The sequence below is a fragment of the Cellulophaga sp. F20128 genome (assembly GCF_023015805.1).
Lineage (GTDB): Bacteria > Bacteroidota > Bacteroidia > Flavobacteriales > Flavobacteriaceae > Cellulophaga.
The window spans coordinates 149,755-175,735 of record NZ_JALKBA010000005.1 but is presented as its reverse complement, the minus strand read 5'-3'; the positions used below and the strand labels follow the sequence as shown (position 1 = coordinate 175,735).

General features: G+C 35.2%; 19 protein-coding genes. 9 read left to right on the top strand and 10 right to left on the bottom strand.

Translation table 11 applies throughout. The features are described 5' to 3' along the window. The first annotated feature begins 129 nt into the window (after nt 1-129). The 3 genes from MWU65_RS07300 (at nt 130) to MWU65_RS07290 (ending at nt 2,824) form a co-directional block, all read left to right on the top strand. Nucleotides 130-807: a DUF4331 family protein gene (locus MWU65_RS07300; RefSeq protein WP_247076543.1), complete on the top strand. Its 678-nt coding sequence runs from the start codon at nt 130-132 to the stop codon at nt 805-807. Between the two features lie 21 nt (nt 808-828). Continuing rightward, the gene (locus MWU65_RS07295; protein WP_247076541.1) at nt 829-1,476 is read left to right on the top strand and encodes a DUF4331 domain-containing protein; all 648 of its coding nucleotides are present in this window, start codon (nt 829-831) and stop codon (nt 1,474-1,476) included. 70 nt (nt 1,477-1,546) lie between these two features. Beyond that, on the top strand, nt 1,547-2,824 hold the full coding sequence (locus MWU65_RS07290) for a hypothetical protein (RefSeq protein ID WP_247076539.1): 1,278 nt from the start codon (nt 1,547-1,549) through the stop codon (nt 2,822-2,824). A 938-nt stretch (nt 2,825-3,762) separates the two neighbouring features. Here MWU65_RS07290 and MWU65_RS07285 read toward each other — a convergent pair. The 4 genes from MWU65_RS07285 to MWU65_RS07270 all read right to left on the bottom strand — a co-directional run bounded on the left by MWU65_RS07285 (nt 3,763) and on the right by MWU65_RS07270 (nt 6,446). Beyond that, nucleotides 3,763-4,560, bottom strand: a complete 798-nt coding sequence (locus MWU65_RS07285) for an anti-sigma factor (RefSeq protein ID WP_247076536.1) — start codon at nt 4,558-4,560, stop codon at nt 3,763-3,765. A 4-nt stretch (nt 4,561-4,564) separates the two neighbouring features. Further along, nucleotides 4,565-5,095: a sigma-70 family RNA polymerase sigma factor gene (locus MWU65_RS07280; protein ID WP_247076535.1), complete on the bottom strand. Its 531-nt coding sequence runs from the start codon at nt 5,093-5,095 to the stop codon at nt 4,565-4,567. Between the two features lie 80 nt (nt 5,096-5,175). Then, the gene (locus MWU65_RS07275; RefSeq protein WP_247076534.1) at nt 5,176-5,832 is read right to left on the bottom strand and encodes a hypothetical protein; all 657 of its coding nucleotides are present in this window, start codon (nt 5,830-5,832) and stop codon (nt 5,176-5,178) included. A 53-nt stretch (nt 5,833-5,885) separates the two neighbouring features. Then, a complete protein-coding gene (locus MWU65_RS07270) occupies nt 5,886-6,446 on the bottom strand; it encodes a PepSY-associated TM helix domain-containing protein (protein WP_247076533.1) in 561 nt (186 codons plus the stop codon). A gap of 155 nt (nt 6,447-6,601) precedes the next feature. Here MWU65_RS07270 and MWU65_RS07265 point away from each other — a divergent pair, with 155 nt between their 5' ends. From MWU65_RS07265 to MWU65_RS07250, 4 genes are all read left to right on the top strand, one after another. After that, nucleotides 6,602-7,729: a VWA domain-containing protein gene (locus tag MWU65_RS07265; RefSeq protein WP_247076532.1), complete on the top strand. Its 1,128-nt coding sequence runs from the start codon at nt 6,602-6,604 to the stop codon at nt 7,727-7,729. Nucleotides 7,730-7,820: 91 nt separating this feature from the next. Beyond that, nucleotides 7,821-9,287 carry a magnesium chelatase gene (locus tag MWU65_RS07260; RefSeq protein WP_247076531.1) on the top strand — a complete coding sequence of 489 codons (1,467 nt, stop codon included), beginning with the start codon at nt 7,821-7,823 and terminating at the stop codon, nt 9,285-9,287. Between the two features lie 83 nt (nt 9,288-9,370). Then, on the top strand, nt 9,371-12,253 hold the full coding sequence (locus MWU65_RS07255; protein ID WP_247076530.1) for a hypothetical protein: 2,883 nt from the start codon (nt 9,371-9,373) through the stop codon (nt 12,251-12,253). A gap of 59 nt (nt 12,254-12,312) precedes the next feature. Continuing rightward, nucleotides 12,313-15,201, top strand: a complete 2,889-nt coding sequence (locus MWU65_RS07250; RefSeq protein ID WP_247076529.1) for a hypothetical protein — start codon at nt 12,313-12,315, stop codon at nt 15,199-15,201. Between the two features lie 33 nt (nt 15,202-15,234). On the opposite strand, the gene MWU65_RS07245 is transcribed toward MWU65_RS07250, so the two are convergent. Continuing rightward, nucleotides 15,235-15,810, bottom strand: coding sequence for a YdeI/OmpD-associated family protein (locus MWU65_RS07245; RefSeq protein ID WP_247076528.1), 576 nt, complete (start codon nt 15,808-15,810; stop codon nt 15,235-15,237). 227 nt (nt 15,811-16,037) lie between these two features. Here MWU65_RS07245 and MWU65_RS07240 point away from each other — a divergent pair, with 227 nt between their 5' ends. Further along, nucleotides 16,038-16,616, top strand: a complete 579-nt coding sequence (locus MWU65_RS07240) for a hypothetical protein (protein WP_247076527.1) — start codon at nt 16,038-16,040, stop codon at nt 16,614-16,616. Nucleotides 16,617-16,644: 28 nt separating this feature from the next. Beyond that, a complete protein-coding gene (locus MWU65_RS07235; RefSeq protein WP_247076526.1) occupies nt 16,645-19,494 on the top strand; it encodes a pitrilysin family protein in 2,850 nt (949 codons plus the stop codon). 58 nt (nt 19,495-19,552) lie between these two features. Here MWU65_RS07235 and MWU65_RS07230 read toward each other — a convergent pair whose 3' ends face one another. The 5 genes from MWU65_RS07230 to MWU65_RS07210 form a co-directional block, all read right to left on the bottom strand. Beyond that, the gene (locus tag MWU65_RS07230; protein ID WP_247076525.1) at nt 19,553-21,169 is read right to left on the bottom strand and encodes a M1 family metallopeptidase; all 1,617 of its coding nucleotides are present in this window, start codon (nt 21,167-21,169) and stop codon (nt 19,553-19,555) included. Nucleotides 21,170-21,356: 187 nt separating this feature from the next. Continuing rightward, on the bottom strand, nt 21,357-21,806 hold the full coding sequence (locus MWU65_RS07225) for an FKBP-type peptidyl-prolyl cis-trans isomerase (RefSeq protein ID WP_247076524.1): 450 nt from the start codon (nt 21,804-21,806) through the stop codon (nt 21,357-21,359). Between the two features lie 174 nt (nt 21,807-21,980). Next, nucleotides 21,981-23,435 (bottom strand): sulfatase, encoded by a 1,455-nt coding sequence (locus tag MWU65_RS07220; RefSeq protein ID WP_247076523.1) that lies wholly within the window; start codon nt 23,433-23,435, stop codon nt 21,981-21,983. After that, nucleotides 23,435-24,772, bottom strand: a complete 1,338-nt coding sequence (locus MWU65_RS07215; RefSeq protein ID WP_247076522.1) for a M28 family peptidase — start codon at nt 24,770-24,772, stop codon at nt 23,435-23,437. Before MWU65_RS07215 ends, MWU65_RS07220 begins: the two co-directional genes overlap by 1 nt. Further along, nucleotides 24,769-25,965 carry an MFS transporter gene (locus MWU65_RS07210; protein WP_247076521.1) on the bottom strand — a complete coding sequence of 399 codons (1,197 nt, stop codon included), beginning with the start codon at nt 25,963-25,965 and terminating at the stop codon, nt 24,769-24,771. The genes MWU65_RS07215 and MWU65_RS07210 overlap by 4 nt, the downstream gene beginning before the upstream one ends. Between the last annotated feature and the right edge of the window lie 16 nt (nt 25,966-25,981).

The following is a 25,981-nucleotide window of genomic DNA, read 5'->3' as shown; positions in this document are numbered from 1 at the left end:
GCTAAGCTATATATTGTATAGGGTTATTAAATACTTTATTTAATTTTAACATAATTTTAACAATTAAAACCAAACCCTCCCATTTAAAGCCCCGTAAGTAGGGGTGAATTTAATTTAAACATACTTACAATGAGAAAGAACAAAAATTTATTAGGAATATGCATACTAGCAATAGTAGGTGTAGTTTTAGTGGCGGCAGACCATATTGATGCTCCGTCAACTATGGGCAAAACGGCAGATATTGCAGATTTTTATGCATTTGAGCCTACTGAAGGGTCAGACAATACCGTATTTGTAGTCGATTTACAATCAAATGTAGATCCAAGTCTGGCCTATGGTTCATTTGATGAAAATGTGCTTACGGAAATCAATATTGATACAGATGGTGATTTAATTGAAGATTTAGTAATACAAGCAATTCCTAGAAATGGTGTTATGTATTTCTTTGGTCCTGTGGCACCATCAACAACTGGGGTATTTGGTCAGGTAATGACAAATAATCCTTTAGGGGCAGTGACTATATCTGGTGCAACGGCACTTGTAGAAACTACAACTAGCGGTGTTTCTTTGTTTGCAGGCCCCAGACAAGATGCCTTCTTTTTTGATTTCGGTCAATTTAACGCTGTAATAAGCGGAATGGCTCCAGAAGGGTTTAAGGTTGCAGCTGAAGCTACAGATACTTTTGATGGAGCTAATACAATGTCTATTGTAGTAGAGTTGCCTAATGCAATGTTAGGAACAGCAACAGGGAAAAATGCATTTGGTTTTGATGTGTACAAAACATGGGTAACAACAAACAAAAAATAATAACACTTAAAAACAATAATTATGAAACTAAATAATATAAAATATGTTGCACTTTCAATAGGTGCTGTACTAACTATGGCATCGTGTAATATAGATGATGATGGGCCAGAATTTATAGAGCCGATGTTAGATTTTTCAGGAACCTATTCTCAAGTAGATCATCTTGGTAGACCAGGTATTAATACTGTATTGTCTTATGATATGGACGGACAACCTAGTGTTAAGGATGCTCAAAATGTGAGTATACCTTCTGAAATGGCAGGAAAATTTCAAGCCGGCTTTGAGGCTAGATTAGAGCAGTATCATGATGTTTATGCCGGAATTTTGGGATTAGATCCTAATGATGTGAATTACGAGACTAATATTGCAGGCTTAGATGCATCAACTTTAACAGGCTATTTGGCAGCAGACGTTTTGGAAGTGGCTCCTAACAATCCAACTACTTATTTTGCAGGTTTAGAGTTAGCACTTACGGGTAGAGCATTAACCGATGATGTAATTGATGTTTCTTTAATCCTGCTTTTTGGAGGGGAAACAGGTGACCGTTTTAATGGTCAGCCAATTACAATTAATGGTGAAATGAAAAATTTACCAAGACTTGTCTCTGACGGCGTAAGCTTAACGGCAACCCTGTCTTCTTCGTTTCCTTATGTTGGAAGCCCAGAATAACTATAAGTATTTTAGAGGGAGGTTTTCCTCCCTCTTATTTCAATTATTAACGCTACTTAACACACATAAAATGAAACATTTAATAGTACTAATGCTATTGGTTTCCGTAGTTTCTTGTAACCTAAACGGTCCAAAGCAAATAACAGATAGCAAAGATTACAATGGTTATTTAGGAGTAGAAATGCCCGAAACAACCTCAAAATATTATGAGTTGTGGAACTCAAAAATTAAACCAGACAGTATGCAACTTATCAGTTTTGGCAATGTTGCAGCTGAATATAATAGGTATTTTAAAAATACAGGTAATATAGAATACTTAAAAAAGGCAGAACAGTGTCTGGCTAGAGCTGTAGAAATTGCAGGGATCGGAAAAGCAGGATACTATAGAGCGCTAGCACGAAATTATATTTCACAGCATAAGTTTAATGAAGCCTTAGTAATGGCACATGCTGCTCAAAAGACAGGAAGTGGTTTAGAGGAATCTGAAAACTTATTGTTTGATGTTCACATGGAATTAGGGAATTATATACAAGCAGAAAAGTACCTAACTAGTATTAAAAATAAAAATAATTTTGGATACTTAATCCGTGTTGCCAAGTGGAATGACTATATCGGAAACCTGGATGCTACCATTATGTATATGGAAAAAGCCAAAAAAATGGCTGAAATGGCAAAAGATAATAATTTAAAAATTTGGTCGTATACCAATTTGGCGGATTATTATGGGCATGCGGGAAGAATTAAAGACTCCTACAACCATTACCTAAAGTCATTGCAACTAGAACCGCACAATGCTTATGCAAAAAAGGGAATTGCTTGGATTGTTTATTCCTATGAAAGAAACCCTAATGAGGCGCTTCGAATTTTGAACTCAATTACTGAAAATTACAGTTCTCCAGATTATTTTTTATTAAAAACAGAGATTGCAGAATATCAAAACAATAGAAAAGAGGTACTTAGAAGTAGGGATAATTATTTAAAGGCGGTAGAAAATCCGGCTTATGGAAATATGTACAATAGTCATAATGTTTCATTTTACTTAGATCATACGGTCTTATTTGAAAAAGCTGTTTCCTTAGCAAAAGAGGAAATGAAAAATAGAAAAACACCGGAGTCCTATATGCTTTTAGCGCGTAGTTTGTTTAAAAATGGAGATGTAGATGCGGCGCTTAAGATTGTACAGGAACAAGTAGATGGTCAAACATTTGAACCTCATATTTTGTACAATTCTGCAACTATTTACAAAGCAGTTGGCAATCATAAAAAGGTGAAAGAAATAAAAGAAGAATTGTCTGAAGCTATTTATGAGTTAGGTCCAAATATGGAACAAAAAATAGCGGCATTATAGATTGAAAAAATTATAACTTTTGTAGCGTTTAATTGTAGGTTGTTGCAATAAGCACCACAGTTTAATTGCTGTGGTGCTTATTGCATTTATGGCCAATGGTTTGTCGTGTAAAACTGAAAAATAGTGACCTAATGTAATTATTAATATTTTTTAAATAAATAAAACCCTCTTACTTTAAATCTCCTAAGTAATGGAAAGCTAAGAGATTGATGCTGTTAGCAAAAAGCATTTAACTAGAAATACTTTAATTATGGAATACTACATTTTTACACTTTGGATCGCGATAATGCTGTTTTTTACCTATAAATTGGTAGAAGCACATATATCTTTAAATAAGGTTTTAAATAAAATACAAAAAGTGGATCCTAGAAATATTGAAAAACAGAAATAATTGGAATACGCTTCTATAAATTTTTATTAAATAGTTTGATTGTAATTGGTTGAAAGGCGCTACTTGTTAAGTAGGGCCTTCTGTTTTTATTGCGGGTTGTAAACTGGCATTGAGTTAGGGTAATTTCTGCTGTAGTGTGATTGTGATGGTTATCAGAATTTAAATGGATTGGGGTAGCTCCAGTCGCCGTTGAGATATTGGTTTGAAGCTATTATTAGTTGTATTACATGAAGAGGCGCTAATTTTGTTTTCGTATAAACTGCCCGGCCTTCAGTGGTGCCTTAATTTACTTCGGGTGATACATATGGTCTAAATGAATTAAATACAAAGGGCGTGTACCTGCACTAAGGATTACTTTTCACTCTATTTTAAGCGGTATTAAAGCTTCTTATTGTAATCAGCATAGTTCTCTTTTCGTTTTGGATAATAGCGTTAATTAGGATGATCTAGAGGTTTTTTATGCTATGGAAATACTTGCAAAATTTTAATAAAAAAAATCCCTTTGTAACTTAGTTACAAAGGGATTTTTGAGTATTACTGAAATGTCTTAGGTTGATGCAACACCTAAGGTGTATAATTGCTCTAAGTTTGGTGATTTGCTACCTCCAGCTGGTTCCAAAGTTATCCCGAAGGCTTCAGATTCATTTGGATTAGCAAAGGCAAAAATCTTGTTTTCATCACCTTTAAAATCTTCCAATAACCCAATACTTGTCGGTGTTAACGGATTTAGTTTTAAGGACCATACCTGGTATACGAAACCATCCGGTGGCTCTGGCAATCCCTTAGCGTCTATATGTACTTTTTTCTCGACCTTGTTCCAATACGCCTTGGCATAGGATGTAGGTGATATTGTTTGCCCACCCAAAGCAACTACAGCTATATTCTTGTCTCTAATGGTGTTTAAAAGCAGTTCTGACTCAACCAGGGAGTTTGAAGCATTTTCAATTTGAGATTCCAAATTGATTTTTTCTTGAGAAACAATCTGTATTTGAGATTCTAAGTTTTGGTTCTGAGTATACATCCAGAATAGACCTGCAGATATGATCACAGCTGCTGCCCAACCGCTATAGGCAGTCCAATTTGCTTTTTGCTTTGGCAACTGTAGTACCTTGGTTTCTTTAGCTAAATTAAGTTTGTGTTTTATGTTGTTAAAACTGCCATCGGCCATAGTTGGTGATGCAGCCTTGCTTAAAGCCAGAATAGATGCTTCTATTGCTTCTATTTCTTTATTTAGTTCAGGGTACTGCTTAGCATCGTTATGTATTTGGATGTTTTCTTTTTCAGAAAGCAATCCGGCAACATAAAGCTCTAATTTTCCAGATGATATGTATTCTTCTGTATTCATACGCTTAATTCAATACATTTTTTCTTAATTGCGATATGCAACTTCTATTTCTTGTCTTTACCGTACCTATAGGAATATCTAATTCTTCTGATGCTTCTTTCTGGGTATACCCTTTAAAGTATAGCAATTCTATAATTTGTACGCACTTGTCCTTTAGGTGTACTAAAAACTTTTTAATACCAATGGCGTCTATTTTATTATCAAGATTAGTGCTGTCTTCAAGGATACCTACGAAGTAATCTGCCGATAGGTTCTTTTTGGTGTTCTTGTAGGATTTAGAACGCACTTCATCTATGGCGGCGTTACGCGCAATATTTAAAATCCAAGTAAAAAAACGACCCTTGGAAGCATTGTATTTATCAGAGTTGTTCCAAATTTTCACAAAGACGTCTTGACAAATTTCTTGTGATAATTCGGAATTTTTGACAATTGTATTAATTACACCACAAATATTTTCAGAATACATACTGTATAGCTTTTCAAAAGCAAGGGGGTCTTTTTTCTGAAATTCAATAACTAGGGTTTCTAATTGCATAAATTTTTTCTAGAATCTAAAAATACAAAAAGCTACGTAATTACGTAGCTTTTTTAATTTTTGGTTGTATGGACGACTTCCTATTTCTTCAGTAATAAAACTTCTGCTTTTACAGCAACTTCATTCCAAGTTTTACTTACCCCATCAGCACCAGTATGTAGTGCTTCGCAAGCTTTGTTTAAAGCGGCAACAGCATCCAAGGCTTTCCAGTTCTCCAAATTCATTACTCCAGTTAAAATGTATTTATTTTCTGCTATAAATTCTGCTTGTAAAGGAATCGTAGAAGTTTCTCCGTTTAAGGTTGCTTCTAAGGAATAAGTGCTTCCATCTACTTTAAGGATACCAGATATAAGTTCTGTATTTTTCATTACCCCAAAAAAGAATTCTAATAATTTAGGGTCTCTAGTTCCGGTTGGGTCATTCGTAAATAAACTACTTACAGGAATACTAAATTCAGTACCATTCATTGCTTCTAAAGCGGTAGCTCCAGGAGTAGAATTAGTAATGTTAATAGTTTTAAATGTTCCGCCTACAGGTAGTTTTTCTGTTGTTTTGTATGCAATAAAGCTCACTTTGGTAGAATCGCTAACTAAGGAAAACTGTGTGGTTTCTCCATCGTGACTATGTTCTGAACCATTTTTATGTTCAGCATCATGTGAATTTTCTTTATTGGTGTTTTTACAGCTAAAAGCAGCTACAGCAACAAAGGATAAACAAAGTAATTTTATATTTTTCATAATACTATAATTTTTTAAAGTATAAAGGTAAAAAATCTATTACTCTTATCCTTTTAATTAATTGTAAAGGTTTTTATTTTTTTAATTTTCTTAGGATTTCGCCAAAGAAAAATTCCACTGACACTGATGAAAATAAGTCCAAGTCCAATTAAGGTGCCATAAAACAACTTAAATAGGGAAACGTCATTTTTTATAAAGTAATCCATAATAGAGCCATCGTGTATCATTTCTATAATTGTGTCCGTCCGCTGTTTTACCGATACAATTTTTCCGCTGTAGCAATCTATTTGCAATTCTGTAAAATGATCTTCAAAACGCACTTTTGCAATCCCTTTTGCGGGTCTGTAATCAATTCTATTAATAGTTGTGGATAAGTTAAGGGAATCAATAAAGGTAATGGCGTTTTGCTGAAGGGTTTCCAAGGGAATTAGTGTCGATTTTTTTTGTTCTATTTTTGAGGTTTCAGGCTTTAAAAGTAGTTCGCTTTTCCATGTTAATAAGACCCCGGTAATACTCATTAAAAGAATAAAAAAAACCAATACGATCGCCACTATTTTATGTAATTTTCTATAGACACGAGTGCTTTTCGCAAGCTTGTTGATTTTTAGCTTCAATAGTGAATTTTTTAAGTTTTCGAAAATAGCGAATACACGACTAAATTTTCCTAATAATATGTTAACAAATGGAAGTGCTATTTAGGAAACATTTAATACAATTTGAATTTTGAAATCGGTCTAATTGTTTAAAAAAGGTGTATTTTTATAGTGCTATGAAAAATAAGGAAATAAACAGGAAAGGATTTGTTTTTAAACCGTATAAGGCACCTTCCCAAACCCCTTTTGAAAAACTTTTTGATATTTTTAAAGAGCTAATTACACATACTTCGGGTGATTTTGATGAAGCCATAGATTGGTTGCGGGAATTGGATGTTGAATACAAACTTACCACGGAAGACTATACTATAGAAGATTTTATTGAAGACCTAAAGGCCAAAGGATATATAAGAGAAGAAATTAAACCAGATGGCAATAAGGGTACCGCTATAACCGCTAAGACAGAGCGCGCTATAAGACAAGCTGCCTTGGATCAAATTTTTGGAAAAATAAAGCGCAGTGGTGCTGGAAACCATAAAAGTAAAGGGATAGGAGTAGGAGATGAACATACTGGTGATTTTAGAAATTACCAGTTTGGCGATGCCTTAGATAAAGTGTCCATGACAGAGAGTTTGCGCAATGCCCAAATTAATAACGGCATGGATGATTTTAGCTTAACGGAAGCTGATTTGGTTGTTGAAGAAACGATGCACAAGTCGCAAATGAGTACCGTGCTTATGATAGATATTAGTCATAGTATGATTCTCTATGGAGAAGATAGAATAACGCCAGCAAAGAAAGTAGCGATGGCTTTGGCAGAATTAATTACAACCCGCTACCCAAAAGATACCTTAGATATTTTGGTGTTTGGTAATGATGCTTGGCCGATAAAAATAAAAGACTTGCCATACTTGCAGGTAGGACCATACCATACAAACACCGTTGCCGGATTGCAATTGGCGATGGATTTATTGCGTAGAAAACGAAACACAAACAAGCAAATTTTTATGATTACAGATGGCAAGCCTAGCTGTTTGCAATTACCAGATGGTACCTATTATAAAAATAGTGTTGGTTTAGATGAACATATTGTAACTAAATGTTACGCTATGGCACAGCAAGCCAGAAAATTACACATCCCTATTACGACATTTATGATTGCACAGGATCCTTATTTAATGCAGTTTGTTCAAGGATTTACACAAGCCAACCAAGGAAAAGCATTTTATACAGGTTTAAAAGGCTTAGGTGAAATGATCTTTGAAGATTACGAAACCAATAGAAAAAAGAGAATTAAAGGTTAATAAAAGAATAAAGCGGGTAGAAAAAAGAAATGGTTCGCAGAAATGGGGAGATCTTCTTTTAATTACCAGCTCTTATTTATGAAATATATTTATGAAAATAGAAACAATTAAAACAGTAGGTCATTTAAAAAAGGCTGGATATCAAAGTAAATCAATCAAAGATGAATTACGAGATAATCTCATTGAAAAAATAAAAAACAAAGAGACCACCTTTTCGGGTATTCACGGCTACGAAAATACCGTAATTCCTGAATTGGAAAGAGCCATTCTTTCTAGGCACAATATAAATTTATTGGGATTACGCGGACAAGCTAAAACAAGATTGGCGCGTTTAATGCTGCAGCTCTTAGATGAATATATTCCAATTGTCGAAGGTTCGGAAATTAATGATGACCCGTTACGGCCTATATCCAGATATGCTATAGAATTAATTAAAGAAAAAGGGGATGATACTCCCATTTCTTGGTTGCATAGAAGTGAGCGATTTGCCGAAAAACTAGCCACTCCAGATGTTACTGTTGCAGATATCATCGGGGATATAGATCCTATTAAGGCAGCAAATTTAAAACTGAGTTATGCAGATGATAGGGTAATTCATTACGGGATGATACCTCGTGCCAATCGCTGTATTTTTGTAATCAATGAACTGCCAGATTTGCAAGCGAGAATACAAGTGGCCTTGTTCAATATTTTACAAGAGGGAGATATTCAAATACGGGGCTTTAAATTGCGACTACCTTTAGATATGCAATTTGTTTTTACAGCAAATCCGGAAGATTATACCAACCGTGGAAGTATTGTTACGCCATTGAAAGATAGGATAGGATCACAGATTCTTACACATTATCCAGATGATCTAGCAATTGCAAAAAAAATAACAGCACAAGAGTCTAATTTAGACCCGCGACAAAAAGACGCAGTGTTTGTGCCCGAATTGGCGAAAGATTTAATTGAACAAATTGTTTTTGAAGCCCGAAAAAGTGAATTTATAGATGCCAAGAGTGGGGTAAGTGCCAGACTTAGTATCACTGCTTTTGAGAACTTACTAAGTACGGCAGAATTAAGAGCCTTAAAGAATGGGGATGATAAAACGACGGTTAGACTTGGGGATTTTCTAGGGATTATTCCTGCAATTACCGGAAAAGTAGAATTGGTATATGAAGGGGAGCAAGAAGGTGCAGCTAATGTAGCCTACAATTTAATAGGAGATGCTATCCAAACTTTGTTTCCAGAATACTTCCCTAAGATTGAAAAATTAAAAAAACAAGAGGATGCGAGTCCCTATGATGATATTGTTTCTTGGTTTTTTAATAATACAGAAGGTTTTGAGTTGTTAGATGATTTACGAGATAAAGAATACAAAAATCTTTTAGATGCTGTCTCTCCCTTAGATGATTTGTTGGGGGCCCATCAGCCTAAATTAGAAAAGGCAGAAAGTTACTTCGTAAAAGAATTTGTGCTTTGGGGATTGGTACAGTTTAAACAATTGAGTAAATATCGATTTACAGAAGGCATACAATTTAAAGATCCCTATAGTAATTATATAAGCGGATTGTAATTTTAGTTAAACCTACTGGCTTAATTTTTGTGGAATAAAAACAATAGTAGATAAAGCCAACCACTTTTTAAATAGAACTACCAATGACCAGAATTTCCAATAGTGCTTTAAAAAAAATAATTAAAGCAAAACAACTTTATTTTTTAGGAGTAATCTTTTTTTCATTGAATTTATTATCTCAAAATAAAGAAAACAGTGCCAAGGCCTTGGGTGTAGAGAAAATCTATTTACAATTAGATTCAAATGTTTATACCAACAATAGCAATATTTGGTTTAAAGCTATTGTTACGAACGCTACAAACCATGAAGCAAGCTTGCTCAGTGGCGTTTTGTACGTAGAATTGATTGGGCTAAACCAAGTGGTAATTGAAAAGAAAATAGTGAAGTTATCTAATGGTATAGGACACAATTTTTTTGCCCTTCCCAAGAGTTTTCAACCTGGAAAGTATATGATTAGAGCTTATACAGAATGGAGTAAGAACTTTGGGTCAGACTTTATGTTTAAAACGTATATCGATGTTTTTTCGTCCTTTAAAAAGGAAGAAGGAAAGGTGTTGGAAAATGTCACCCTAACTGATAATGGACAAGGAAGCTTTACATTACAAGCAAAACTAAATCCAAATGTGTTAGATAGTTTACAAAAAAAGGACTTAACTGTGTTTCTAAAAATGGGATCTACAACGGATACCTTAAAAATTAAGAGGGACAATTCTTTGGGCTATGTCCTCAATTACGAAGCGGATACTTGGGTAAACGATGTTACTTTTGAGCTTGAGACAGAAAATTTAATTAGACACAGAGAAACCATACTATTGGATGATAAATTTATGGATCTGCAGTTTTTTCCTGAAAGCGGAGAAATGGTAGACGGTATCCGCAGTAAGGTTGCCTTTAAAGTTATAGACCATGTTGGAAAAGGAGTAGGTGTTGAGGGTGAAGTTTTAGATCAAAACAATGAGGTAGTAGGTATTTTTAGGAGTAATGCCTTAGGAATGGGGTCTTTATACTTACAAGCAGATAAAACCAAGACGTATTTTGCTAAAATTACGAAGCCAGCTAAATTAGTTTCCCCTAAAAAATTTCCGTTACCAAGAACAGTAGCCAACGGTACGGTTTTATCAGTTAAAAAATCAAAGGAAAAAATAAGGGTAGCGGTACTATCTAACCAAGCTGCCTTAAAAAATATCTCATTGCGTGTTACTTCTAGAGGAACAACATACTTTCAAATAAAAGGGGAGTTGAAGAATGGAGAATTGCATACAGATGCCTTACTAAGTGCTAACCTCCCAGAAGGTATATTAGCATTTACCGTCTTAGACGCTTTAAATAACCCTTTGGTAGAACGCTTGTATTTTAACGAGCGTCCAGAATCTAAATTAGAAATTGTTATAAAAACAGATAAAGATAAATATGCACCACGGGATAAAACCATAGTGAATATTAAGACTCAAAATAGTAAAGGCGAAACTAAAAATGCAGATATTTCGGTATTGGTACTCAATCAAAAGGAATTAGGTAAACTTCAAAATAAACGCAGCAATATATATACCTATTTTTTGTTGGACTCCGAATTACGAGGACAAATAGAAAACCCTAACTATTATTTTAATGAAAGCAATCCAAATAGATGGAATGATATGGATGCTTTAATGTTAACCCAAGGTTGGCGTAAATACAAGTATGATAAACCTTTTACAAATAGTATAGAGTACAAGAATGAACCTGCATTAAGTGCAAGTGGAAGAGTTGGTGTGCCATTTAATGAAATTGGAAAAGACGGACTTGAATTAATTATGATGACATTTGGAAAAACTCCATCTGTTTTTAACCAACAGACTAATGATAAAGGTTGGTTTCATTTTTTAATGAATGATAAGTATGGAGAGCCCTTACAAGTGCTTGTACAAAGTAAAGACAAAGAGGGTAAGTTAAAAACGTTTCCAATACTATTAGATAAGAAAACACCACCAAAGATTGAATTTGGCGGTGTGCAGGAAATAAAAAAATTAGACAGTATGGTATATGCCTATATAAATACTGAATATGGTTATAATGCATTGGAGAATGATTATAAAAGAGAGAATGGAATCACTTATTTAAATGAGGTAGTTGTAGAGGCTCGGAAATTAACACCTAAACAGAAAAAATCTTATGAAATGTATGGTGAACCAGATGTGGTAATAGATGGTGATGCCATACGAGATAAAGAAGAAAGTTGGTCCTATGGTTTGTATAGCGTACTTATGTTTAGTTTTCCGGATGATATTTATGTATATGATAGCGATACAGCTGGATTTTTAGTGGCAGAAATTTATGGAGGTGGGTTGTCAAGGAGAATAGGAGATAGAGGGGCTGGTATAACCATAGATGGTAATAGTACCTCATCAGGAACAGCAATAGGCGCAGGTATACGTGCTGATGGTGCAGGACCTATTAATATTATTTCGCAGACTTTGGTGTTGGTAGATGGTACGCCAGTTGCAAGTTATAATTATGATGCACTACCAGATTTACCGGTTAGTGAAGTGTTGAGTGTAGAAGTTATAAGAAGCGCCAAAAATTTTGCGAAAATTTATATGGAAGTTTATCCAAAAATTGACCCGCGTGATATACCAATGAGTGGGAGTATTCTTTCTATTTATACTAAAGACGGTACTGGATTAACTAAAAAAAGTAAGGCTAAAGGCCAATTCATCACTTCCATACCTGTATTTTCACCTACCAAAGAATTTTATGCTCCAAAATATGATGGTTTACAACTTGTAGATCCTAATATACCAGATTTACGCTCTGTAATACATTGGAGTCCGCAATTAAAAGCAAATAATGTGGGAGCCAAATTCACTACTTTTTATAACGCAGATGTTTCTAATGATATGCTTATAGTTGTAGAAGCCATTTCTGAAGACGGACTTATAGGATACCAAGAATTAACCTATGAAGTAAGGGAAGAAGGTGTAGAGTAATACCTTGTTTTTTAAATTTTACCTATTGAAAAACAACAACTTTTTAAACGCATAACATAATGATGATTGTTACCATTCCCTTTTTAAAGAAATTAAAACAACTAAACCAATTCTATGTTTTTACGGCCCTCTTATTTTCAATAGGAGCATTTTCTCAACCCAGTGAAGATCCTACCGTTGGTATAGAGAAAATATACCTGCAATTAGACTCGAATGTTTATACCACAAATAGCAATGTGTGGTTTAAGGCTATCGTTACAAGTGGTGAAAAACATGAACTAAGCACGCTCAGTGGTGTCCTTTATGTAGAATTGATAGGCCTTAATGAAACGGTCATCGAAAAGAAAATAGTGAAGTTGGCTAATGGTATAGGGCACAATTTTTTTGCCCTCCCAAAGAGTTTTCAACCCGGAAAATATCTAATTAGAGCCTACACAGAATGGAGTAAGAATTTTGGTCCCGACTTTATGTTTAAAACGGAAATTGATGTTTTTCCGTCATTTAAAAAGGAAGAAGATACCGTATTGGAAAACGTTACCCTAACCGAAAATAATAAAGGAAACTTTACATTAAAGGCAAGGCTACATCCAGAAGTATTAGATAGTCTACAAAAAAAACACTTGACTGTATTTCTTAAAATAGGTTCAAAGAAGGATTCATTAAAAATAAAGAAAGATAACTCCTTGGGGTATATCCTGAATTACCAAGTGGATACTTTGGTTAACGATGTCACCTTTGAGCTAGAGACAGAAAATGCAATTCGGCATAGAGAAACAGTCATCTTGGATGATAAATTTATGGATCTGCAGTTTTTTCCTGAAAGTGGTGCCTTGGTGAATGGTATAAGAAGCAAAGTGGGGTTTAAGGTTTTAGATCATACCGGAATTGGTATTCCTGTAGAAGGTGTTGTGTTGGATGAAAAGGATAATAAGGTCGCTATTTTTAGGAGCAATGCCTTGGGTATGGGGATTTTCTACTTGCAAGGAAAACAAACGAGTACCTACTATGCCATAATTACCAAGCCGTCAAATTTGGTTTCTACCAAAAAGTTTCGGTTACCTAAAGTAGCAGCCAATGGGACTGTTTTATCCGTCAAAAAATTGAATGAAAAAATTAGAGTAGCGGTAAGCTCTACCAACAAGAACTTAGAAAAAATAACCTTATTGGTAACTTCAAGGGGTACTACCTATTATAAATTAGAAGGAGAATTACAGAATGGAGAATTAAAATCAGATGCATTACTTGCAGATAAACTTCCAGAAGGTATTCTAGCCATTACAGTTTTAGATGCGGATTATAAACCTGTAGTAGAACGATTGTATTTTAACGAGCGCAAGGCGTCTAGATTGGATATTGCTATTAAAACAGACCAAGAAAGCTATGCACCAAGGTCCCAAACAACAGTGTCTATTGCCACTTTAAATAGTGAAGGGATTGCAAAGAAAGCCGATGTTTCTTTATTGGTTGTAGACAAAAACCAATTGGGAGAACTACAAAACAAGCGCAGCAATATATTGACCTATTTTTTATTGAATTCAGAACTGCGAGGACATATAGAAAATCCGTATTTTTATTTTGAGGAAAGCAATGCGCATAGACAACTCGATATGGATGCACTTATGCTAACCCAAGGTTGGCGTAAATATAAGTATGACAAACCTTTTGCCAATACCTTAAGCTATAGTAATGAGCCCACTTTAAGTGCTAGTGGTAGGGTAGATGTGCCATTTTCAAGAATAGGGGAAGACGGTTTAGAACTAACTATGATGACCTTTGGGAAGATACCATCCGTTTTTAAACAGCAAACCAATAACGAAGGATGGTTTCATTTTGCAATAGGAGACAAATATGGGGAGCCGTTGCGAGTATTGGTTCAAAGTAAAGATCAAAAAGGAAAATTAAAAAGTTTTTCTATCCTTTTAGATGAAAAAAAAGCACCTAAAATTAATTTTGAAAGCACCCATAAAATTAACAAATTAGATAGTATTCAGTATGCCTTTGTGGATACCAAACAACAACACAATTTACGGCAAAACGAATTGAAAAAAGAAAATGGAGTTACCTATTTAAACGAGGTTATTGTAGAAGGAAGAAAATTAACAGCCCTACAAGAGAAAACCAATGAAAAATATGGAAAGCCAGCTGTAGTAATTGATGGTGATAAGATTAGTAAAGAGGAAAAAGAGTGGTCTTTTGGTTTATATAGTGTTTTAGTGGAAAGCTTTTCGGATGAAATTAGAGTATATGAAAGATTTACAAGCACTGGTTCAGAAGGATTTTTACGTGCAGAAATGGGAACCGGTGGTAAGGCTAGTTCCTTGAGTACTAGAGGAGCAGATTTAACTTTTCCAGGTGGTAGTTTATCCGAAGCATCTTCCAGCAGCATAGAATCACCAGAGGCTGTGTTTGAGGATGAGGACCTTTATATTACATCAACCTTGGTTCTGGTAGATGGAGTTCCTGTAAAAGGGTATAATTATGATTTAATTCCGTATTTGCAGGTAAGTGATGTTAAAAGCGTAGAGATCATAAAGAGTCCAAAAAATTTACAAGAGGCCTATATGGTTGCTTATCCTGGTATTAGTCCAATCAGTATTCCTCAGCTTGGCTTTATTCTTTCAATTTACACTAAAGATGGTAGAGGACTGAGTGATAAAAAAGCGAAAGGACAATTCATAACAAGCATTCCCGTTTTTTCGCCTTCCAAAGAATTTTATGCCCCTAAATATGATGGTTTAATACCTGTTGATCCCAGTATCCCAGATTTTCGATCGGTAATACAGTGGACGCCTCAGTTAAAAATGGATAAACAAGGAAAAGGAACCGCTTCTTTTTATAATGCCGATGTTTCTAATGATATGCTCATTGTTGTAGAAGCCATTTCTGAAGACGGACAAATTGGGTATAAAGAGCTTACCTATGAAGTAAAAGGAGAGCTTGAGAAATAAAGTGTAATGAAAGCGTAGGGTTTATTTAAAAGGTTACCAATTATCTCGAGACTTTATATTGGCTTCACAAAGTCTAATAATTTCGCTTATTCGTTTTTGTTTTGTTTCCGCTCGTTTTGCTTGGGTTACCCAATACAAATAACTTTTTCTGTAGGAAGGCGCAAAGTTGTTGTAATTTTCAAAAGCTTTAAGGTTTTTCTTAAATTCCAGCTGTAATTCCTCCGGTAAAATCCCTTTTTCAACGGCATCTAATGCAGTCCATGACCCATTTTTTTTACTTATTTCAATACTATCTAATCCGCTCTCATGCATTAGATTCTCAGAAATAAGCATTTTTATGTGTTTTTTATTTACTGCACTCCATACACTTTTTGGCTTGCGTTGGCAAAAATATTGCCTGCGTTTTCCGTTGCCTAAGCTTTTCACAGTACTGTCTATCCAACCATAACAAAGGGCAACCTGAACAGCATCTTCCCAACGCATACTTTCATTGGAGTGGTCTACTTTATAAAAAATAAGATAGACACCAGAACTTTCTAAATGGTTGGTATGCAGCCATTCCCTCCATTCTATGGCATTCTTAAAATAGAGCTCTTGTTTTTCTTTCATTATAAATTGGGTTACTATTTTATTTTTTATCTGGTAGTGAATTTAAGTCCGATAAAATATATAAAATTCTTATGAATTGATAAACTTTCATCTTTATGCACATCAGCTAAATATAAGAATAACGTATATTTAGTGGCACAAAATAAAAAAAGTATTTAAAACAGTCTTTCTAAATCTTGAATTTACAAGTTATAAAATAGCTGTTCCTTGAAAAAAAGATGAATCCTATGAAAAGAAACCACTATGTATTTGCTGTAATGGTTATGGTATTGGTAACAACAAACGCACAAGAAAAAATGGATACCCAATTGCCTTATTATGAAATTCCTGAATCCCCAGAAACGTATACTCCAGGGAGTGTGGCGGCTAGAATGATAGATGCATTAGGGTTTCGGTTTTTTTGGGCATCAGAAGGGTTGCGTGTAGAGGATTTAGCCTACAAGCCTAGTGCAGAGAGTAGAACTACTGGCGAAACCATAGATCATATTATGGGCTTATCCAATACGATTTTAAAAGCAACAACCTTACCGGCAGAACCCAAAAATAGTGCAGCACTTACCTTTGCGGAAAAACGTAAAAAGACACTGGAAAACTTAAAAAAAGCGAGCGATTTTTTTAAAAAGTCAACCGATCTAGCAACAGCCGATATGGTGTTTAGTGAAAAATTTAAATTACCGTTTTGGAATGCTATTAATGGACCAATTGTAGATGCTATAGGGCATAGTGCACAAATAGTAGTAATGCGCAGAAGCTCTGGTAACCCTATGGCTAAGGGTGTCAATGTATTGATGGGGACAAAAAAGTAAATTAGTAAAAGCTAAAATTAAAATCAAAATGGGAAAAATAAAACAACTGTTTCAGATTGTATTCATCTTAATGTTCATTTCTTCATGTCAGGATAAGCCATTGAAGGAAAGCAGTTCTAAAACTGAGTTTACCGTAGATTTTGATAAATTCACCCTCGATAATGGGTTGCAAGTTATTTTTCATATTGATCGGTCGGACCCAGTGGTAGCAGTGGCATTGACAAGTCATGTGGGTTCTGCTCGAGAAAAGGAAGGAAGAACGGGTTTTGCCCATTTATTTGAACATTTATTGTTTTTAGAATCTGAAAATTTGGGCAAGGGAGGCTTAGATAAAATGAGTGCCCGGATAGGTGGTTCTGGGGCCAATGGATCTACCAGTAGAGACCGTACTAATTATTACCAGACGGTACCTAAGGATGCTTTAGAAAAAATGATTTGGGCAGAAGCCGATAAGTTGGGGTATTTTATCAATACCGTAACAGAACCCGTGTTGGCAAAAGAAAAAGAGGTTGTTAAAAACGAAAAAAGACAGGGTGTAGACAACCAACCCTACGGCCATGTGGACTATGTCATTACAAAAGCATTGTATCCAAAAGGACATCCCTATAGCTGGACGGTAATTGGCTCTTTAGAAGATTTGCAGAATGCCACCTTAGAAGACGTTAAAGATTTTTACAACAAGTGGTATGTTCCTAATAACGTAACCCTAACCATAGCAGGAGATTTTGATGTAGTACAAGCAAAAACTTGGGTTAAAAAATATTTTGATGAAATAAAAAAAGGAGAGGATATTGCCAAACTAGAAAAGCAACCTGTGACTTTAGAAGCTTCAAAAATATTGTACTATGAAGATAATTTTGCGCGATTGCCTCAGCTAAATCTTACATGGCCATCGGTGCCTGAATTTCACCAAGATGCCTATGCATTAGAGGTGCTTACAACTTATTTGTCACAAGGAAAAAAAGCACCCTTATACAAAACATTGGTGGAAGACAAAAAGTTAACGGACTATGTTGGTATGTATAACTATTCGTCTGAATTGGCAGGTCAGATAGGAATGGAAGTAACCGCCTTTGATACCACCAATTTGTCTGCAGTTTTCCAGGCTATTCAGGAGGCTTTAGGCAACTTTGAAAAAGAAGGTATTTCCGAAGGAGATATTAATAGAATAAAAGCCGGACAAGAAACTAGGTTTTACAACTCCCTTTCAAGTGTTGTGGGTAAGGGTTTTCAATTGGCACAATATGAAATATTTGCGGGTGACCCTGGTTATATAACGGAAGATGTGAAACGAATTTTAGCAGTTACTTCAGCAGATGTAATGCGGGTCTATACAAAATATATGAAGGACAAGAATTTTGTTGCTGTAAGTGTGGTACCTAAAGGTCAGTCTGTTTTAGCCCTAGAAAACTCAACCCTGGCAGAAGTTGTTGAAGAAAAAATTATAGAAGGTGCAGAAAATACGTTCGATCCAAGTATCACAGCAACCTATAAAAAAACACCTTCTAGCTTTGATAGGAGTGTAGAACCTCCCTATGGTGCTAGCCCCGATGTAATTGTACCAACGGTATGGAAAGATAAATTATCTTCAGGATTACAAATCTTTGGAATAGAAAACAATGAAGTTCCTTTGGTGCAATTTAGTTTGCAAATAGAAGGGGGAATGTTGCTGGAGGATGATGCTAAAATAGGCGTCTCTAACTTGGTAGCTGCACTGCTGACGAAGGGGACTAAAAACAAAACTCCTGAAGAATTAGAGAATGCCATTGAGAGTTTAGGGGCTAGTATAAGTGCTAATGCTTCCGATGCTTATATCACGATATCAGGGACCAGTTTGGCTAAAAACTATGATAAAACCATGGCTTTGGTTCAAGAAATACTGCTAGAACCACGATGGGACGCTCAAGAATTTGAATTGGAAAAACAAAGTATCCTAAGTCAGTTACAACGGCAACAGGCCAATCCTAATAGTATCGCCTCAAATGAGTTTGCAAAACTATTGTATGGGGAGGATCACATCTTATCGAACAATAATGCAGGCACTCCTGCCTCTGTAAAAGCCATCACCATAGAAGATCTAAAGGAATATTATACCACGAATATTTCGCCTACGGTTGCTAAATTTCATATTGTAGGCGATATTTCAGCCCAAGCAGTTACAGCGTCCTTAGTAACATTAAATAAGGCTTGGGAGCCCAAAGAGGTCCTAATACCACATGTTAAGGTGGTTCAGAAACCAGAATCAGCCAAAGTGTACTTTTATAATGTACCAGATGCTAAGCAATCTGTTTTGATGTTTGGTGCCCCGGCATTGGCCGCAACAGACACCGATTATTTTGCTGCCCAAGTTATGAATTATAGATTGGGAGGAGGTGGATTTGCCTCACAATTAACACAACAATTAAGAGAAGGGAAAGGCTATACCTATGGTGTTAGGTCAAGTTTTAACGGTAGTGCCACAACGGGATCTTTTGTGGTTTCTAGTGGGGTACGGTCTAATGTAACCTATGAGGCGAGTAGTTTAGTACAGGAAATTCTTCAAAACTATGGTTCCAATTTTAATGACAATGATTTAGAAATTTCTAAGGGGTATATGATAAAAAGTAACGCAAGAGCCTTTGAAACTATGGGTTCTAAATTGGGCATGTTACGTAATATTAGCACCTTTAACTATCCTGATAATTATGCAGAATTACAAGAGAAGAGTGTCAAAAATATGACTGTTGAAGACATAAAAGCACTAGCTAATAGGTATATACATCCGGATAAAATGATTTATTTGGTGGTAGGAGATGCCAAAACCCAGTTGAAGAAATTAAATCAGTTAGGTTATGGGGAACCGCAATTGCTAAATCCAGAGAAGCCACTGAAAGATTAAGTAAAACATTAGCTAAACCATAAAAATCCGCTCTGTCTTTGAGCGGATTTTTTTATTATTAGAGTTGTTTGGTATGAATATAAAAGTTTCTGTCAAAAACTACCGTTGTTATATTCGTTGGTGCTGCTGTTGTTTTCCATTCTTGGGAAGGAAATATCCACTGCTCTTTTTCATTAATCACTACCTTAATGGGCATTTTAAAGCTATCAATAACAGATACATATCTGTACGCTAGATTGTTAGCTGTTATTTTGTATTCAAGGATAGGCAAACGATAATCCCTAAGATACTGATCAAATATCATAGATAAATCTCTTCCAGATTGAGCACTCACATAGTCTTCAATTTGTTTTGTGGTTACGGTCTGATGGTAAAATTCCTTGTTGAGGCCTCGTAATATTTTTCGCCATTTTTCATCGTTGTCTACCAATTGTCTAATGGTGTGTAGCATATTAGCACCTTTGGTGTACATATCGCCTGAGCCTTCTTTGTTTACGTCATAAAAACCAATTATAGGAGTTTTGTTCTGTATGTTTTTACGTGTACCAATAACATAATCTTCAGCGGCTTCTTTCCCATAAAAATAGTCCACAAATATATTTTCAGAATAGGCGGTAAATCCTTCATGTACCCACATATCAGCAACATCTTTATAGGTAATATTGTTGGCAAACCATTCGTGTCCAGATTCATGTATTATTATAAAATCAAATTTTAATCCCCAGCCAGATCCAGATGTATCTCGCCCTAAATATCCTTTTTTATATTTGTTACCATAAGTTACTGAACTTTGGTGCTCCATTCCTAAATAGGGGACTTCAACGAGTTTAAAACCATCTTCATAAAAAGGGTAGGGGCCAAACCAATGTTCAAAAGCCTCCATCATTTTTGGAGCATCTTTAAAATGAATTTTGGCTTTTTCTAAGTTGTCTTTAAGTACATAGTAATCCATATCTAAAGGGCCATTTTCCCCTTCATAGACTTCAGAAAAATGAACATAATCACCAATGTTAATATTAACGCCATAATTGTTAATTGGGTTTTTTACCACCCAATGCGAGGTTACGGTTTTTGCGTTTTCTACAATTTTCTCTAATTTTCCATTAGAGATGTTAGAGAGTCCTTTGGGATTGGTAACACTGATCCGCATACTATCCACTTCATCATACATATGGTCTTTGTTTGGCCACCAAACGCTAGCCCCTAAGCCTTGACATGATGTGGCTATAAAATGTTCCCCATTTTCATCTTTTTTCCAAGAAAAACCACCATCCCAGGGGGCATTTATGGCTTCCTTAGGATGCCCTGAATAATACACTACTATTTCATTAACATTGCCCTTTTGTTGTTTCTTTTTTAGGGTAACGAAATGAGCATTTGTTTTTGAAACAAATTTTAGTTTTTTACCGTCTTGTGTTATTTTTTCAATTTTTAAAGGAGGTTGTAAGTCCACTTGTAATACCTGGTTTTCATCCAAAACGGTATACCTTATTGTGTTTTTTCCAGAAATATATTTTTCATCAGGATTTACGGTAATATCCAAATGATAGTAGTTTAAATCCCACCAAGCTCGTTCTGGGGTAATACTACCACGTAAGGAATCTTGTTCGGTAAATGTTTGTGCAGTATTTGCAATGCTAACTAAAAACATAAGTAGCAAAATTAATTTTCTCATAGTTTGTTTGGTATTAAGACGCATGTGTTCCTCTTCTAATTGATCGGGAAATATAATAATTTAGAACAAGAACAATATGGTATATTTTGACTTTGATTCAATTTTTATTTGATATTTAAAAAATCAAATAGCCATTAAAAACTAATTTTTAATGGCTATTTGCTGTATCAATAAGAAGTATAAACTTTTAATTCACTGAAATAAGGGTGATATCAAAAATAAGTACAGAGCCACCAGGGATGGTATTGTAGTCATAGTTGCCATAGCCCAAACTTGCTGGCACCAAAAGTACACCACTGCCACCTTCTTTAAAATAGGTAATACCTTCTGTCCACCCACTAATAAATTGTTGTAAATTATGTGTAATTCCTTCCGCACTACTTTGATCAAAAACTTGTCCGTTTGTAAAATAGCCTTTGTAGGCTATCGTAACATTAGATGTTGTTGTTGGATGTTCTCCAGAACCTTCTTCGGTTATGATATAATGCAGACCAGTAACACTCTTTTGGGAGGTTAGGTTGTTTTCATTTAAGTATTTTTGAATGGCTTCTTCGTTTTTTACAGTATAATCTACTTCTTTATCATTACTACAAGATAAAACTAGAGTAAAGGCAAGAATAAGCGTAATGTATTTCATAGGTGTTATTTTTTAATCCGGCAAATATAATAAAACGGACACATCAAATAGTTAATAAAAACAGAACTTTATTACTGTGGCTTCAGAAAAATAAATTAATAAACACCTAAAACAAATTGTTCTTAATTCTGAGTCTATAAAAAAATATTCAATTTTATAAAATGTAACTTATAATTATTCTTTTAATTTGTAAGGTGCATTGTATGGATACCTATCAAATTCTGAACCAGTATCAGTAATTCGTGGATCTTTAGTTTTTCTCAAAACTTCGTATAATTCTTTTGATAGTTTTTTGATTGTAGTCTTGTATTGAGGGTCTTCTGCTAGATTTTTAATTTGAAACGGGTCTCTTACAACATCATACAGTTCATCTGCTGGCCTTTTCGCAAAACTAAGGTCGTAGTATTTTGATGCTTCGGTATTCTTTAAATTCATTAGTACTGTTTTAGTTGCACCATTATCAGCGTCACTAAAGCTAGACATTGGATGTGTAGCACCTTCCATAACACCTGCAGGCCATCTTTCAGGTTTTAAATTTTTGATATACAAAAATCTCTTGGTTCGTATTGCTCTACTGGGATATCCGTTTAAAGAAGGGGCTAATTGAGCTGGTGTATGCCGTTCCCTTCCATAAACAACTTGTTTTCTTTGATTTTCTATCCAACCTTGCTTGTTAGATTGTAAAATAGGTAATAAAGATTTTCCTGTCATTTCTTTTGGGATAGCTATTTGAGCAGCTTCCAAAAATGTAACAGCTAAATCGGTTAACGATACAAAATCATTTACGATTCTGTTTTTTGGAACTTTTGCACCCCATCGAATTGCGAGAGGTACACGGCTTCCCCAATCGTATAAATTACCCTTGCAACGCGGAAATGGCATACCGTGATCACCAGTCATAACTATAATAGTATTCTCAAGCTCACCGCGCTCTTCAAGCAATTTAATTGCATTGTATACATCGGCATCAAAACGCTGTACTTCAAAATAATAATCAGCTATATCAGACCTTATACAACTATCATCTGGGTAGAAATCGGGCAATTTAATTGCATCAATATTAATGCCTGACGCCATTCCACTACCTTTTTCATAGGGCCTATGCGGATCACTAGAGCCTAGCCAAAAGCAAAATGGAGCATCCGTTGGTTTTGTATCTAAAAAAGATTTTAATCCTTTGTTATAGTTTTTTCCAGCAGGATTAGTCTTTGAGTACCCTCCTTTTTTTAAATCTCCAGGACCCCAGGCCTTACGCCAATGACCAGTATGATAACCATATTTTTCTAGAAGTAATGGGTACACAGGAATGTTAACATCTAAGGTAGACCATAGATTGGCGCCTTCGCCTAATCGCCAAAAATGCTGTCCCGTAAGAATTGCACTTCTACTGGGTGTGCACGACGGACTTGAAATAAATGCATTTTGAAAAAGAACGCCTTCGTTTGCCAAGCGATCAAATGCTGGAGTTTTCACCGTTTTATCACCGTATACTCCTGCGTGAGGCCATCCCCAATCGTCGGCGATACAGAATAAAATGTTAGGACGTTTAGCTGTAACAGAATTCTCTTTTTTGGCACCTTTACAGGAAAACAACAAAAAGCTAAGTGCAAGAATAAATATATTTTTCATTATCTTATTATCTGATTAGGAAAAACAACAACGCTTTCAAATCCATTTTTTCCAACAGCGGCAACACCAAAAAAATAATTGTCAATTACGATGCCTTCTAAAGTGTGCTGAGTTACATTACCAACATACCTACTATTGTCCCAAGTGGGAGAAGTTGTGTCTCTCCAGTAAATTTTATAACCAACGGCTCCATCCACTGCATCCCATTCAAATTTTGCGGAAGGTGCTACAATACCCCCAATTTTTACAGTTTTTGGTGCCGGTGGCGCCCAAGCCAAGCTCGCCATTGTTATGGCATTTACAGCTGTAAGTTTTTTGGCGTATTCAAAATTAACGTGTTCTATAACATCGCCATAGGCAATACCATTTTCCATTCTAATATCTTGATGTTGTTGGGTGTAATTTTCGTGGGCTTCCATTATTCTAATTCCAGCAAAACCCAAATCATTAAAAGGCCTATGGTGCCCACCTCTTCCAAAACGATCTAATCTGTAGATCATCATGGGGTTCATTGTTGGCATATAGTTTTTTACTGTTTTATGGGTATAACGCGCTAGTTGGCGAGAAATACCATCAACTTCTCCACCATAAAAACGCCTTGCTTTTCTTTGTGATTCCGTTTCATTGGCCGGAACAGGTTCAGAAAATATTCGAAAATCGGTATTGCTAATTATTCCATCGACCCCCTTAATATTGCCAATCATATCATTGTTTAGAATGCCAATAATTTCCCAGTTGTTATCCTTAGCATAGGAGGCTAAACCTGCACCGCCAAATAATCCTTGTTCTTCACCAGAGAGTCCTACATAAACAATACTGTTTTCAAAAGTATAGTTAGATAATACACGGGCTGCTTCAATAGTACCTGCCATCCCGCTGGCATTATCATTAGCTCCTGGGGCATCTGTAGTAAAGTCCATTGTGTCACTGGCACGAGAATCTATATCTCCACTCATAATAATATATCTATTAGGGTATTTTGTGCCTTTTTGTATGGCAACTACGTTAACCACATAGGCATCATGGGGTACCCGCTTATTCCCTTCTTTGGTCACCAAATCTTTTTGATAAAAAACCGATAAGCAATTGTCACATGCTTTAGAAATAGTTTCAAATTCTGATTTAATCCATCGTCGAGCAGCACCAATTCCTCTTGTTTTGGAAGTAGTATCACTAAATGTATTTCTTGTTCCAAAACTAACTAAGGTAGTTACATCATTCTTAATACGTTCTTCAGAAACAGCGTATATAATGTCGTAAATTTTTGAATTAGTTTGTGCATTAAGGAAGGTAGTGCCAATCAAAAACAATAACAAGGATAATTTTTGAAGTGTCATGTTTTAGAATTTTTTATTTGTGAGTTATAACGTTTTTCTTTTTTTAATAAGGCATATAAACCAATAAAAGGTCCAATACCTAAAAGTAAGAAAATTAATGGAGTATGTATCTTTGTTGATAGGGTTGATAAAAGCTGAATACTAAAAATGCTAATGGCAAAACCTAAGGAATTGACTATAGTTAAAGCTGTTCCTTTTAGTTCTATTGGCGCAGCTTGAGCAATAAGACTAGAAAACTGTGGAGAATCTGCCGTTACTGCCATTCCCCAAAGACACCAACCGATAAAAAATAAAATTGGGGGTAATTGAAATAATAATGGTGATATAAAGCAACACATACCTGAGATAAACAAGGCTATAACAGCCACTTTGTAACTTCCATATTTTTTAGAAAAATAACCACCAAGTACACAAGATAGGGCCCCTAAAGCAATAATTATAAATGTATATATTGGTACAGAATAGCTTGAGTTTTGAATGTTATTTATAGTTTTTATTGCTAATGGTGTAAAGGCCCAAAAGGCATATAGCTCCCACATATGGCCAAAATATCCCAAAGCTGCTTTAGAAAAAATTGGGTTTTTAAATAATTGTATGCCAGCTATTAGTTTTAGTTTGGAACTTTGTTTTCTAAATGGGCCATTAGGTACAAATAATAGAACAACTAAACCACCTAAAAGTGATAAAATGGATGTTGTTTGTAGTATCGTTTGATAGTTGCTTCCCCAGCCTAAACCACTTATTAAGAAAGGAAATGCGGTCCCTAAAACAAGGGCGCCAACCAAATAACCTAAAGCATTACCAAGTCCGTTTTTGTAATAATCTGAAGCTATTTTCATTCCTACTGGGTATATGCCTGCTAAGAAAAAACCAGTACCAAACCGCGCAGTTAACAAATGCCATTTGTTTATTGAATCAGCAAGTAAGCTAAAATTACAAAGCGCAGCAAAAAGAGCACAAATAGCAAATACTTTGGAAGGCGAAAAACGATCTGCAATCATTAATACTGCAAATATCAGAGTACCAAGAATAAAACCCAATTGCACAGATGACAAAACAAAACCTATTATACTATCTCCTAGACCTATTTTAAAAGCTAAATCATCTATGATGGCATTGCCAGCAAACCATAAAGAAGTACAAGCAAATTGCGATATTATAAGTAGTGGTAAAATATTGGATTTCTTTGTCAAGCTGCTTTGTAAAGGG

Coding starts and splice junctions, on each gene's coding strand:
- MWU65_RS07300 (WP_247076543.1), top strand. CDS start 130: ATGAGAAAGAACAAAAATTTATTAGGAATATGCATACTAGCAATAGTA.
- MWU65_RS07295 (WP_247076541.1), top strand. CDS start 829: ATGAAACTAAATAATATAAAATATGTTGCACTTTCAATAGGTGCTGTA.
- MWU65_RS07290 (WP_247076539.1), top strand. CDS start 1,547: ATGAAACATTTAATAGTACTAATGCTATTGGTTTCCGTAGTTTCTTGT.
- MWU65_RS07285 (WP_247076536.1), bottom strand. CDS start 4,560: ATGAATACAGAAGAATACATATCATCTGGAAAATTAGAGCTTTATGTT.
- MWU65_RS07280 (WP_247076535.1), bottom strand. CDS start 5,095: ATGCAATTAGAAACCCTAGTTATTGAATTTCAGAAAAAAGACCCCCTT.
- MWU65_RS07275 (WP_247076534.1), bottom strand. CDS start 5,832: ATGAAAAATATAAAATTACTTTGTTTATCCTTTGTTGCTGTAGCTGCT.
- MWU65_RS07265 (WP_247076532.1), top strand. CDS start 6,602: ATGAAAAATAAGGAAATAAACAGGAAAGGATTTGTTTTTAAACCGTAT.
- MWU65_RS07260 (WP_247076531.1), top strand. CDS start 7,821: ATGAAAATAGAAACAATTAAAACAGTAGGTCATTTAAAAAAGGCTGGA.
- MWU65_RS07255 (WP_247076530.1), top strand. CDS start 9,371: ATGACCAGAATTTCCAATAGTGCTTTAAAAAAAATAATTAAAGCAAAA.
- MWU65_RS07250 (WP_247076529.1), top strand. CDS start 12,313: ATGATGATTGTTACCATTCCCTTTTTAAAGAAATTAAAACAACTAAAC.
- MWU65_RS07245 (WP_247076528.1), bottom strand. CDS start 15,810: ATGAAAGAAAAACAAGAGCTCTATTTTAAGAATGCCATAGAATGGAGG.
- MWU65_RS07240 (WP_247076527.1), top strand. CDS start 16,038: ATGAAAAGAAACCACTATGTATTTGCTGTAATGGTTATGGTATTGGTA.
- MWU65_RS07235 (WP_247076526.1), top strand. CDS start 16,645: ATGGGAAAAATAAAACAACTGTTTCAGATTGTATTCATCTTAATGTTC.
- MWU65_RS07230 (WP_247076525.1), bottom strand. CDS start 21,169: ATGAGAAAATTAATTTTGCTACTTATGTTTTTAGTTAGCATTGCAAAT.
- MWU65_RS07225 (WP_247076524.1), bottom strand. CDS start 21,806: ATGAAATACATTACGCTTATTCTTGCCTTTACTCTAGTTTTATCTTGT.
- MWU65_RS07220 (WP_247076523.1), bottom strand. CDS start 23,435: ATGAAAAATATATTTATTCTTGCACTTAGCTTTTTGTTGTTTTCCTGT.
- MWU65_RS07215 (WP_247076522.1), bottom strand. CDS start 24,772: ATGACACTTCAAAAATTATCCTTGTTATTGTTTTTGATTGGCACTACC.